The organism is Belliella baltica DSM 15883, from assembly GCF_000265405.1.
Classification (GTDB): Bacteria; Bacteroidota; Bacteroidia; order Cytophagales; family Cyclobacteriaceae; genus Belliella; species Belliella baltica.
On record NC_018010.1, the window covers coordinates 1,006,111 to 1,018,551 of the forward strand.

General features: G+C 38.2%; 10 protein-coding genes. 7 read left to right on the forward strand and 3 right to left on the reverse strand.

Annotation, left to right across the window (positions count from 1 at the left end; genetic code table 11):
• Positions 1–1,296, reverse strand: a complete 1,296-nt coding sequence (dndC, locus tag BELBA_RS04705) for a DNA phosphorothioation system sulfurtransferase DndC (RefSeq protein WP_014771610.1) — start codon at positions 1,294–1,296, stop codon at positions 1–3.
• Positions 1,297–1,583: 287 nt separating this feature from the next.
• Positions 1,584–2,189 carry a helix-turn-helix domain-containing protein gene (locus tag BELBA_RS04710; protein WP_014771611.1) on the reverse strand — a complete coding sequence of 202 codons (606 nt, stop codon included), beginning with the start codon at positions 2,187–2,189 and terminating at the stop codon, positions 1,584–1,586.
• A 381-nt stretch (positions 2,190–2,570) separates the two neighbouring features.
• On the opposite strand from BELBA_RS04710, the gene BELBA_RS04715 reads away from it, so the two are divergent.
• From BELBA_RS04715 to BELBA_RS04730, 5 genes are all read left to right on the forward strand, one after another.
• A complete protein-coding gene (locus BELBA_RS04715; protein WP_014771612.1) occupies positions 2,571–2,777 on the forward strand; it encodes a hypothetical protein in 207 nt (68 codons plus the stop codon).
• Between the two features lie 1,251 nt (positions 2,778–4,028).
• Complete coding sequence (locus tag BELBA_RS04720; RefSeq protein WP_014771613.1) at positions 4,029–5,345, forward strand: TlpA family protein disulfide reductase; 1,317 nt, start codon at positions 4,029–4,031, stop codon at positions 5,343–5,345.
• Positions 5,346–5,384: 39 nt separating this feature from the next.
• Positions 5,385–8,603, forward strand: coding sequence for a SusC/RagA family TonB-linked outer membrane protein (locus BELBA_RS04725; protein ID WP_014771614.1), 3,219 nt, complete (start codon positions 5,385–5,387; stop codon positions 8,601–8,603).
• Between the two features lie 10 nt (positions 8,604–8,613).
• A complete protein-coding gene (locus BELBA_RS19605) occupies positions 8,614–8,781 on the forward strand; it encodes a hypothetical protein (RefSeq protein WP_014771615.1) in 168 nt (55 codons plus the stop codon).
• 51 nt (positions 8,782–8,832) lie between these two features.
• Positions 8,833–10,182 (forward strand): RagB/SusD family nutrient uptake outer membrane protein, encoded by a 1,350-nt coding sequence (locus BELBA_RS04730; RefSeq protein WP_014771616.1) that lies wholly within the window; start codon positions 8,833–8,835, stop codon positions 10,180–10,182.
• Between the two features lie 73 nt (positions 10,183–10,255).
• On the opposite strand, the gene BELBA_RS04735 is transcribed toward BELBA_RS04730, so the two are convergent.
• On the reverse strand, positions 10,256–10,540 hold the full coding sequence (locus BELBA_RS04735) for a hypothetical protein (protein WP_014771617.1): 285 nt from the start codon (positions 10,538–10,540) through the stop codon (positions 10,256–10,258).
• Positions 10,541–11,022: 482 nt separating this feature from the next.
• Here BELBA_RS04735 and BELBA_RS04740 point away from each other — a divergent pair, with 482 nt between their 5' ends.
• Together BELBA_RS04740 and BELBA_RS04745 are read left to right on the forward strand one after the other, a co-directional pair.
• A complete protein-coding gene (locus BELBA_RS04740; protein WP_014771032.1) occupies positions 11,023–11,421 on the forward strand; it encodes a transposase in 399 nt (132 codons plus the stop codon).
• On the forward strand, positions 11,418–12,365 hold the full coding sequence (locus tag BELBA_RS04745; protein WP_014771618.1) for an IS3 family transposase: 948 nt from the start codon (positions 11,418–11,420) through the stop codon (positions 12,363–12,365). Before BELBA_RS04740 ends, BELBA_RS04745 begins: the two co-directional genes overlap by 4 nt.
• Positions 12,366–12,441 lie beyond the last annotated feature (76 nt).

The following is a 12,441-nucleotide window of genomic DNA, read 5'->3' on the forward strand; positions in this document are numbered from 1 at the left end:
TTATTGGCTTTTTACAAATTGATCAAGTCTGTTTTCCAAGTCGTTTTGTAAGCCCTTCGCTTTGACCATAATTGTCTTGGCCTTTTGAAGCTTCAAAAGTTCATTTATCAACTGATAATCTTCAGGATGCTCCGTACATGATTCTTTCAAAATTTCCTTTTCAAAAATCAAGTGATCTTTGAAGTCACGGTCTGTTAATTCAGTTCCATAAACCTTATTATAAATATCAGCTACACTGAAATTGAAATGGTTATCCCTATACCAAGTTACTTGAATTGCAACCAATTCTTGGTAATTGATTAAGCTAATCTCAGGCTCAGTTTCATTAACTTCTTTCTGAGCCATGAGTAACGTTTCTAAAATTAATGCACGTTTATGTATAAAATATGGACCAGGGCCATCTGACCCATCTCTCCGGGTAGGTTGCCTCCATTCTGGATGATTTCTGTAGGTTACCAACATGTCTCGCAACTCTGCCATGGGCTCCATCCATTCTTCACCATTCTGAATTAAAGCATCCATAGATTTATCTTTACTAACCACTGTACAAACCCAACAACCAAATCTGCTTTTTCCACATGATGGAGTGGTATCATCTATTACTAGAGGACAATCACCACTGTTTGCATTTCTGTACAATGCATTTAGCATTTTATTATTTGCTCCCCAAGGTGATGGAACTTGATTTAGATATTGCCATAATTCGGTTACCAAAACATCTTTAATAGGAGCATACACAAACGCATTTGGAAGAACATGTTTCCTTAACCTTTGACCATCTACCTCATGTTTCTTCATGCTTCGGGCTCTATTTGCACTTTCTTCACTCCTGGTTCCTAGCAAAATGATGGCCTCACCTACTTCACTGATTTTATTTTTTATAAACTCAGTAGTCGGATTGATTTTTAATCTTTCTGTACACCATCTAAATGCATTATTTGGTGCGGGGTAACCTTTACCTATCAGATTTACCCAAAAACTATCTTCAAGTTTTGGTGTTGTTTTTACCACAAAAACCGGCATAGATTGCTCAAAAGCAGCCTTTTCTATTTTTTCAAGAACTTCTTCCGTATAATTAAGAATTTTTGGATTTTCTACTAGAGTGTTATTACAAACAACATATAATTCTCGTTTTCTCAATTCCTGTGGAAGCTGTCTAACACTGTTCCAAACTAGTTGTAAAAGCATTGTAGAATCCTTACCTCCACTAAAGCCAATAATCCAAGGGCGATTCCCATCATCTTCAAAATATTGACTAACTATCTCTTCTTCTAATTCCTTTAGATTGAGTAACATAAGTTTTCACTTCAAATTTTTATGATAATTTATTCAAAGTAACAAATTTCTTTGAAAAGTATGAGTTCAAGACTTAAAATTATAAGACTTGAATTAAATATATTAGTGAAAGTCAGACAACTGTTTTGAGGTTATACCAAAGCTTATATCAGCAAAGTATATGATAAATGATGGTTTAAAAATTTCTATAGAGTTTTATTTGAAATTGAATTATTATAACATTCAAACCTACCCATTCCCCCACAAACAAAAAATACCCCCAACTGGGTATTTTTCACCTTAAAAAATCATATGATCTTCTTGCCCTTTTCACTTGTATAATATTTTTGGTGAGGATTGTTTGGGCTTATAGGATCAGTCATTTGCAGCCAATTTAATTCTAAAGCAATACTTATTGTTCTTTTAAAATTATTTGTTGTGTTTTTTAACCCAAGATTGCCAAGTATTTCTTTTTTGGATTTGGGCTTTATACAAAATGTGAGTGTTTTTAAAATTCTAATTGTGTTAATTGAAGAGAATTTTGATGCAAATTCATTACCCTTTAGTCTTTTTACTTGTTCTAATACTTGTTCTTTAATGAACTCAAATAACAAATCATGATCAAATTCTTTACAATCTTTTTCGGAATTCACAGGAAGTTTAAATAAATCAGTATAGTCTAAGCCAAGATCATTTAATAAGTTAAAAACCGTCTCAATAGTTGGATTTGCTTTGCCACTTTCATAGTGCGAATACTGCGATCTAACTATATTTTTTGCGTCTGAGAAGTCATCTTTTGTTTTATATCCAAGCTCTAATCTGGCTTTTAAAAAAAATTCAGATAGCTCTTTTTTGAACTTTAAAAGTCTTTCTTCTTTGTTTGATTCCTTTGAATTGCTCTCCTCATTTCGCATTCATAAAAGAATAAACAAAGAAAAATTAATAAAATCTATTAAAATAGGAATTTTATATTTGTTTATATTTATTTGATTATTATATTAGTAGCGACAAATTTAGAATTAGAAACAGATTCAAAGAACCAAATGAAATAAATTACTTATTCCAAAGGTTAATACAAAAAGGTATTTCTAAAGAGTCTCGGCTGCAAATTCTGACACTTAAATCGGACGAGACGATAGGGAAATGCCCATAGCAAGCTATATTTGTATAGTTATGTTATGGGTTCCTTATCGTAATTCCAATCCGTAGGCCGTCAGAAGCCAGCAGCTTGGTTGTAAGGAGCCCTCCATAACTCCTTTTTCAACTACCGACTCGTTTAAAAACTTTTCAAAAACATGAAAGCGAGCAACACCATCCAGCTTTATATTCTAGATTTCAGAATGTTTATTTCTGAGAAGCTCGGAATCGTATTGTCTTTCTTGTTGAGAAAGGTAGCCTTCGAGTCCAAAATTGGCATGCTAGGCATGCTGGTACTGAGCTTTGAAATAGCGCTTACAGCGTATGATAGGCTATTTCCACTCAAACCCAAAAACCCTATTTAAACCTATTTTATTACATGCGAGTCGAGCCACTGACAGAGATACGTTTTTCCAAGGTAGTTACGCAATTAAGTGAGCTCGCAATCTTTATATAGCTGCTGCAGAAGCTATAAAAGATTTACAATTCAAATCAATTTCTAATATGCCATTGACCAGTATTTCACTGGGTTGAAAGAGGTATGTCCATTTGTCAAATGACCTTACACGTCATCCATAAAAATGGATCACCATGGGATTCCTATGCCTTCTTTTTCCCGACAAATGCTGAACTCGGACTAAACCAGAACTTATGATTGAAACCCTATGGATAGAAGTAAAGGTTGCTTATCCCCAATAAATCAAGTACCCCCCAGCCAGTGGAATCCATGTCTAACCTAAAAACAAGTGATGCTAAACTGGTTTGCAGCGAACACATTGCTGCCCACCGCGCTGGGGTTTTTACCCTTCTTTCGAGACTCTGTCATTTCGATCCCGAAAGCTTTCGGGATAGAAATCTCATCTAGAGCAATTCAGGAAAGATGCAATTAAGATGTAGTTATTAGTTCGAGACATCTCCCTTCGCTCGATGTGACGACTCAAAGATGACAATTCAACTGATAACCCAATAAACTATCCTGATATGATGACTCAAGTATACCATCTCAACCATAAACCTAACATTTAACACTTAACATTTAACGATTAACAATTCAACCTATTCCACTAATAACTCTACCCATGAAACCAACCCGTCCCCCAAATCTTAATTCTAAAATCTAAAATCACCAATACCCAGGGCCTCCCCGTCCACCTTTTCTCATAAGGTTAAACGATAAATATAGACCCAAATAGTTCGGAGACACAGAAGGTGACGAAACTATTGGACGGCGGAGTGGGGGAGCCTCACCGTAACTCCCCAGGCCGGCAAACACGATTCCACTCACAACCCGCCGGCCTCCCTTTTCTACTTCGTCATTTCGACGGTACGGAGAAATCTCATCTAGACAAAAACAGAAGAGGAGTTCTAAATAATCTACACCTAGTAACCAAGACGAGATATCTCACTCTGTTCGATTTGACGACTAAAAAACGAAATCTCAACCACTAACCCTAACTCAATTAACCAATTAACCACTTGTCCGCCGTGGCGGAAATAACCTATTCAGACCCAGCCTTTAACCTTTGCCCTTTTACCTCATCTTTCAACCACTAACCAAACCTTTCACCTTTTCCCTTTCACCTCTAATCAACCAATAACCTAATCAACTAATATCTATGAAAACACGAATAATCTTCCTACTTACCTTTCTGTTCGCTTATTACACCTCCGCTCAGCAGAAGCTAGTTCCTCTCAAAATCGGCGACCAAATCCCCGACTTCAAATTTTCCAATGTCCTCAACACCGAGGGAGAGCCCATCCGCATCTCTGACTACAAAGGCAAAATCCTGATCCTTGACTTCTGGGCTACCTGGTGCGCACCATGCATCGCTTCATTCCCTAGACTCGATAGCCTCGATAAAGCTTTTGGTGACCAACTCGCCATTATTCCTGCCACATACGAAAAAGTCAAACCAGTCGAAAACTTATTCAACCGCATGGAGAGCATTAAGCATATCCGCAAACCCATGATAGTGGAAGATAATATCCTGCGCTCCATATTTCCCCACAAAATACTTCCCCATTATGTATGGATAGATCAGGAGGGTAAAGTCTTGGCTTTTACAGAGTCTTCTGAAGTAACAACCAAAAACATCCAGAAAATTCTCGAAGACAATAATACTTCCCTAAATCAAAAAGATATGACTTACAAAACCACCATTCTCGAAAAGTCATACTTTAACTCGGAAATCATTAAACCAGAGACCTTGCTTTTTCAAAGCTCCATAGCTGGGTATACTGAAGGACTTTTGGGAGCTTATAAAGTTCATTTTGATGAGAATAAAAAAGTTGAGCGAATTATTGTTAATAACCAAGGCATCATTCAACTCTACAAATTAGCTTATGGAGAACTCAACTCTACTTTTTCTCAAAATAGGCTCCGAATTGAAGTAGAACATTTAGATTCTATCCAATTCGATGGTTCAGGACAAAAATTTATTGACTGGAAAAAACAAGGCAATGCATTTTGCTACGAGCTCTTTTTAGGTGAATATTTTAGAGATAGAGCTTTTGAAATCATGCGGGATGACCTCAATCGCTTCTTCCCACAATATAAAGCCCAGGTAATCATGGAAGATATAGATATCTGGGCCCTTGTAATCACAGATGAAGAAAAAGCAGCACAATTGAAAACCAAGAGATCTGAATCCATACTCAAAGACAGCTTCTCGGAATTCTCCATGACAAATAGGAAAGTAAGTTGGCTGATTTCCATACTCAATATCAAATACCTCCAAGACTTAAATGCTACCCTAGTTGATAAGACTGGATTGAAAGATAATATCGATTTGCTTCTTCAAGGAAATATGACAGATATACAAAGTATCAGAAAAGCCTTGGAACCTTATGGCCTTGATTTTATACCGCAAAAAGAAAAAGTACCAGTGCTCCTTATCTCAGATAATCTTAATAGAATCCCAACATCACTTTAACCAAATGAATCAATTGTCACACTTAAACTAACATCAGCCATGAAAAAAGTTTTACTCTTTTGTATGCTAGCCTTAGCAATACAGTTCAGCACCCTTGCGCAGAATACAGCGCTCCTCAAAGGAAGAGTATTAAGCCAATCAGATAACACACCACTTCCAGGTACCATCATCTATGCAAATGAAAATAGGGCTGTAGTCACTGATGAAAATGGGGGATTTCAAATTCAATTGCCAGAAGGTAAAGTCGAATTGACCTTCAGCTACCTCGGCTTTGAAACCCAAATAGTCACCGTTACAATTCCTTATGATGGAAACCTGCTTGTCAAAATGACGGGGGAAGGTTTGGCTATGCAGGAATTTGAATTGGTGTCTACAGGATACCAAAAGTTGCCCAAGGAAAGAGCTACAGGATCCTTTGTACAAATCGATGAGGAACTTGTCAACAGAAGAGTGTCTGTAGATATCCTAGACAGGCTTGAAGATGTCACTCCTGGCTTAATATTCAATAGGAGGGTGCAAGGCAGAGATAGACCTGACCTAAGTATCCGTGGGAGAAGTACCATTTTTGCCAATGACCAGCCACTTATCGTCATTGACAACTTCCCCTATGAAGGAAATATCTCAACGCTCAACCCCAATGATGTAGAAAGTATAACTGTCCTAAAAGATGCCGCAGCAGCTTCTATTTGGGGAGCAAGAGCTGCCAATGGTGTGATCATCATTACTACCAAACAAGGTGCTTTTGACAAAAAGATGAAAGTGACTTACAACGGTAATTTTACCTCAAGTGAAAGACCTGACCTCTTTTTTAGACCTCAGATCAGTCCCGCTGATTTTATTACTCTAGAAAAGGAACTCTTTGCTCAGGGTATTTACAACAATGTAGAGAATTCCATCGTGAGAGCCCCAGTTTCACCAGTCGTTGAACTTTTAATTGCCCAAAGAGATGGCCTTATTGATCAAAATACTATGGATAGTCAATTGGCACTACTCGCCCAAAGAGATGTTAGGAATGACCTCCAGCAGTATTTCTATAGACCCTCCGCACACCAGCAGCATAGTTTCAATATCTCAGGTGGATCAAAGAACCACAATTACGCAATTTCTTTAGGACATGATAGGGTAGCCAACAACCTGATAGGTAATGGAAGAGATAGAACTTCAGTAAACTTCACCAATACATTCAAATCAGCCAACAATAAGCTTAAGATCAATACGGGGATTTACTATGCCAATGCCATTACCCAAAATGACAACCAAGGCGAATCCCAAATGAATTCATCATCAGGACTAGGACTCTCACCTTATGCAGCTTTGGTAGATGATATGGGTAACCCTATCCATATTGTCAAGGATTACCGAAAAGAATTTATCGAGGAAAAAGAAGCCTTGGGATACCTAGATTGGAGATATGCTCCACTGAAAGACCTAGATGAAATTGATAACAAAAGTACGCTCAATGATTATAGAATTAACTTTCGAGGGTCTTATGAAATTCTTCCAGGCCTTCAGGCTGAGCTAAGCTACCAATATTGGGGAAGCCAAAACACGCAAAATCATCATCGCTCTGCTGAAAGTTACTTTGTAAGAAACCTCATCAATAGATACACCCAAGAAAACCCAGATGGAACCTTGACAAGACCAATTCCACTGGGTGGAATCTTAGATTTTTCACAAGGAAACTCTAGGGGTCACAATGGTAGATTTCAAATAAACTACAATAGAACATTCCAAGACAAACATCAAGTCACTGGAATCATAGGGACGGAAATCAAAGATGTGATTTTTGGCTTATCCAGAACAAGGTACTTTGGATATAGAGATGAGTTGGCTTTCTCCGAACCCGTTAATTTAATTTCCGAATTCCCGCTCTCAGTAAACAGAGCTACCCAATCTAGAATTCCTAACCTTCAGGGTTTATCTGGTACAACGGATAGATTTCTTTCTTACTATACCAACTGGGCCTATGTATTCGATAATAAATACGGCCTTTCCGTAAGCGCAAGAAGAGATGCTTCTAACCTATTTGGTGTCAATGCAAACATGCGTGGAGTCCCGCTTTGGTCAGTTGGAGGGTATTGGCAAGTTCAAGAAGAAGACTTTTACAATAGCAGCTGGCTCCCATACCTCAAAGTCAGAGCAACCTATGGGTACAATGGCAACCTAGATAGAACGATCTCTGCATACATCACTTCTGCATTCTCTGGCTTGAGCACCAATACAGGCCTGCCATTTGCCCGAATTCAAAACCCACCAAACCCTAACCTAAGATGGGAAAGAGTGAGTACGACAAACCTTGCCCTAGATTTTGAAATGAAAAACAGCATCCTTTCAGGCTCTATCGAATACTTTAGCAAAAAAGGGCTTGATTTGATAGGAAGCATCCCTTATGCGCCTTCTACAGGGGTGACTACTTTCAGAGGCAATACAGCTTCTACGCTGACCAGAGGACTTGACCTCACATTGAGATCAACACTTGTCGACAAAGGAGTAAGGTGGACTTCGGAGTTTTTCCTGACTACGTTGAAAGAAGAGGTATTGGATTATGAACTTCAAGCAGCAGTAGCTTCCTATGTGCAGAATGGGGCTGGGGCTCAAAATTTCCCACCTGTACCATTGACAGGCAATCCATTATTTGCAGTGTATAGCTATCAATTTGCAGGCTTAGATCCGGCCACGGGTGATCCAATGGGCTTTTTAGACGGAGAACCAAGCTCAAATTATTCTGCTGTAATGAATGCTGTGACTCCCGAATCGCTGGTATTTCACGGAAGTGCTACCCCAACAGCATTTGGAGCCCTGAGAAATAATGTCGCATGGAAAAACCTCTCCCTTTCTTTCAATATCGCATATAGATTGGGCTATTACTTTAGAAGAGAGTCTGTAAGGTATAGCATCATGTTTAGCGGGAACCCACTCCATGGAGATTACGCAAGCAGATGGCAACAGCCAGGAGATGAACTCACCACTATCGTTCCTTCAAGGCCACTGACAAATAATGCGCAAAGAGATAATTTCTACAGCAATTCATCCGCACTCGTCGAAAAGGGTGATCACATCAGACTGCAAGATATTCGCATCGCCTATACACTTGATAGGAAAAATTTCTCAAGTCTTCCTTTTCAAAGAGCTGAGATCTATACCTACATCAATAACATAGGCCTATTATGGAAAGCGACAGATCAACCAATAGACCCTGATTTTAGATTATTGCCTCCGCAGAGAAGCCTTTCTCTAGGTTTTAGAATTGACTTTTAAATAAACAATCATGCAGCAACTAATTTCAGTTCCAAGTTTAAACCCAAATCCCAAACCATTAATCGATATTTTGATCATTACAGATGGATTCCCAAATGATAAAATACCTGATAACTATCCACAACAAAAAGAAAATACTCATACGCTTAGACGACTGTCAACTGTCGACAGATTTTGATGCTAAAAGTATTATGGATGAGCTTATTTAAAACTTCAAATTTACATAATCATGAAAAACAAATTATACTTCCTCTTATCCCTAATCCTCCTTACTTCTTGTGAGGAATTTCTAGATGTCAAGCCAGAAAAGTCTCTGCTATTACCCGAAACACTCACTGACTTGCAAGGTTTACTGGATTCAGATGCATTGGTGATGAACATTACACCGGCGCTCCAAATTGCCGCAGCTGATGAATTACTCCCTTCGCCACAAGGGTGGAATGCTATTCCGGAAATCCAACGAAATGCCTTCATTTGGGCGGATGATATGTATGAAGGGGCGTTAGTTGGTGACTGGAATAGGCCTTTTGAGCAAATATTCTATGCAAATGTGGTTCTGGAAAGATTAGAGCAAGTTCAAATCAAGCCCAATGAAAAAGCTTGGAAAGAGGAAATCAAAGGTGCCGCTTTGTTCTTTAGAGCCCATGCCTATTTCCAGTTATCGCAGATGTTTATGCCACCTTACAGCACAAATGTTGCGAATGAACCATTGGGTATGCCTTTGAGAGATTTTTCTGATGTTTCAACTATTGCTCAAAGATCCACAGTACAGCAAACATATCAATTTATGCTTCAAGACTTAAATGAGGCTATGGAATTATTACCTTCAATAGCACAATTCAAAAACAGGCCTTCCAGACAAGCTGCGTTCGCTTTGCTGGCTAGAATTTATTTGGCGATGGGCGACTATCCCAATGCAGAACAATATGCAGATTTATGTTTGGAAATCGACGATACATTGATGGATTATAATGAAATCAACCCTTCTCCTGCAAGACCTTTTCAAAGATTCAACAGCGAAGTGATATTCAATGCCAATTCGGTTATATATACTTTTTCAGTTTTCCCGACCATTCCTGCAAACCCGGAATTACTCTCTTTGTACGAAGAGGAAGATTTAAGATCTAATTTATTCTTTGCTCAACCTACAGTGTTTGGGAGGGTCTTTAGAGGGTCTTACATGGGAAACTTATTTTACTTTACTGGGATTGCTGTTGATGAGGTGGTTCTGATTTCCTCAGAAGCAAAAGCAAGAACGGGTAAATCAGAAGAAGCTCTTGAACTATTAAATTATCTACTGTCTAATAGAGTTGAAAACGGTTCTTTTCAAGAAGTCCATGGAATTTCCGATATGGAATTGTTGGAAAGAATACTATTAGAAAGAAGAAAACAATTGGCTTTTCGAGGACTCAGGTGGTCGGATATCAGAAGGCTTGCATCTAGTCCAATAACAGCTACAGAGCTCAACAAAGAAATTGCAGGGGAAAGTTATGTTTTGCCAATAAACAGTCCAAAGTATGCTTTTCAAATCCCAGATGATGAACTCCAAAGAAGTGGACTATCCCCTAATCCGAGATAATCAAAAGATAAAGGGTGAAGCCAATAGCTTCACCCTTTGATTTTATTTACTTTTAAACAGAATCACTACAATTTTATTGCGATGTCAACCTGATGTAATCTCCATCAACCACTGTGGCAGGGATAGGATTCTCGTTCTCAGGATCATCATTGGTATAACTTGCAGTACATACATTTGAACTTTCGTTGCAGATATAATCAGTCCCCAACTCAAATTCTAATTCTGTCAAATTATCCCATTGTTGCGTCATTGGATTGAACGCAAAAATGGGTGCATGGTTCGGCTGCGTAAATGCAAAAGCAAAAACAGCTGCAACCATGAAAGCTAAAAGAGGTACTTTTTTCAATAAAGTTTCCATAATATTCTCCTTTTTTTAACAATCAAAAAAGACAGTAAAAACGTTTATGGTTAAAATGCCTACTCTAAATAAGGATTTTCGGCTTTCTCCTTCATACTGCCTGGGTCTTGTGCTGATTCTACCTAGTACTCAATCCCCATAGAATCGGGCAGCTATTTTTCTTAATTTTATTACTTAACCTTTTTCCTTTAACCTTTTTTTAATTTCATCCTTTCAAATCCTTTCCCCTTTAACCTTTCACTTTTCCCCTTTTCCCTTTTTTAATTTCATCCTTCATAATTCCTCCTTTTCAACCCTTTCCTTCAATTCGCAAAATTTGAAGCGCTCTGGCGCAAAATTCAAAATGATTTTAAAGAAATAAATACTAGTTTAAACCCAAATCAGCCCACAAATCCCTAATTCGTTCAATTCGTAAAATCCGTGGTCACCCTTTTTCCTGTCATTCCCTGAAATAGGTTGACCGTTTTTAACCCTTAAATTAGATGTTAAAGACTGGAAAAAGGATTAATTCCCAAAGGAGATTTTCTGAAGAGTTTAAACGTAAATTGGTTGATGATTATGAGAAAGGGATAATGTCTGTTGCTCAGATGGAGCGTTTTTATAATATTAGAAATGGTCTTATCTACAATTGGATTTATAAGTATTCGACGTATAATGAAAAAAATGTTAGGATAGTTGAGATGAAAGATAGTCAGACAAACAAGCTAAAGGAACTGGAAGAAAAGGTCAAGGAATTGGAACGCGCAGTAGGTCAGAAGCAGATAATGATTGATTACTTAGAGAAGATGATTGATCTGGCCAAGGAGAACTATTCGATTGATATTAAAAAAAACTCCAACACCCCACACTCTGGTGGTTCCAAGACAACCGACAAGCTATGAGTTATTCACTCAATTCACTTTACGAGGTCGTAGGCGTGAGCAAGCAAGCTGTTCATCAGGCTAAGAAAAGACAGGAAGCCTTTGATCTTGAGGTTTCCGAATTGGTAATCTTAGCAGATAAGCTCAAGGAAGAACACCCTGGTTGTGGGGTTGAAAAGATGTATTATACATTGCGCCCATCCTTTATGGGTAGGGATCAGTTCTGTGAGATTTTCATGGAATTAGGTTATGGAGTCAAACGTGTAAGTAATTATCATAGAACTACTTATAGCGGGGCTTATATTTATCCCAACCTGATAGAGGGGATGGGAATAAAAAGGCCATTTCAGGTAATCCAAAGCGATATAACCTATTTTCACTTAAACGGTGAGCATTATTATTTGGTGTTTATCATTGACGTTTATACCAGATTGGTAGTAGGATATGCAGTCAACGAAAATCTGAGGACAGAAGGAAATATAGCGGCTATGAAAATGGCTCTCAAGATAATGAATTACCAGTCTTGGGGCTTGATCCATCATTCAGACAGAGGATCCCAGTATAGTAGTAAGGAATATACCTGTTTACTAAAAGAAAACCATATTCACATCAGTATGGGAACAGTTGCATGGGAAAACCCTTATGCTGAACGAATCAACGGAATTATTAAAAATGAATACCTCAAAAGATGGCAGATTAAGGACTTAAAAGACCTGAAGAAAAAAGTGGGAAAAGCAGTTGAACACTACAATACAAAAAGACTACACAGAGCTTTCAAAATGAAATTTACTCCTATGGGATTTTATCAAAAATTAGTACATTTATCTGCCCAAGAAAGACCGACGGTGATTGTTTATACCGAAGGAAAGAAAAACTTCGAAGGGGCGTCGAGCCCCTACGAAGTTTGCCCAAGAGAAGAACCTCTGGCTCATGATTGCCCGATGGAAATACTTAATGAATGTTGAACCAAACGGTCAACGCTATTTAGGGAAGTACAAACACCCTTTCTCCTTTTCCCCTTTTCCCTCATTCAATCCAATT

What these genes read in the sequence shown, in the direction of transcription:
- dndC (WP_014771610.1), bottom strand. Translation starts at nt 1,296, where the DNA reads ATGTTACTCAATCTAAAGGAATTAGAAGAAGAGATAGTTAGTCAATAT.
- BELBA_RS04710 (WP_014771611.1), bottom strand. Translation starts at nt 2,189, where the DNA reads ATGCGAAATGAGGAGAGCAATTCAAAGGAATCAAACAAAGAAGAAAGA.
- BELBA_RS04715 (WP_014771612.1), top strand. Translation starts at nt 2,571, where the DNA reads ATGAAAGCGAGCAACACCATCCAGCTTTATATTCTAGATTTCAGAATG.
- BELBA_RS04720 (WP_014771613.1), top strand. Translation starts at nt 4,029, where the DNA reads ATGAAAACACGAATAATCTTCCTACTTACCTTTCTGTTCGCTTATTAC.
- BELBA_RS04725 (WP_014771614.1), top strand. Translation starts at nt 5,385, where the DNA reads ATGAAAAAAGTTTTACTCTTTTGTATGCTAGCCTTAGCAATACAGTTC.
- BELBA_RS19605 (WP_014771615.1), top strand. Translation starts at nt 8,614, where the DNA reads ATGCAGCAACTAATTTCAGTTCCAAGTTTAAACCCAAATCCCAAACCA.
- BELBA_RS04730 (WP_014771616.1), top strand. Translation starts at nt 8,833, where the DNA reads ATGAAAAACAAATTATACTTCCTCTTATCCCTAATCCTCCTTACTTCT.
- BELBA_RS04735 (WP_014771617.1), bottom strand. Translation starts at nt 10,540, where the DNA reads ATGGAAACTTTATTGAAAAAAGTACCTCTTTTAGCTTTCATGGTTGCA.
- BELBA_RS04740 (WP_014771032.1), top strand. Translation starts at nt 11,023, where the DNA reads ATGTTAAAGACTGGAAAAAGGATTAATTCCCAAAGGAGATTTTCTGAA.
- BELBA_RS04745 (WP_014771618.1), top strand. Translation starts at nt 11,418, where the DNA reads ATGAGTTATTCACTCAATTCACTTTACGAGGTCGTAGGCGTGAGCAAG.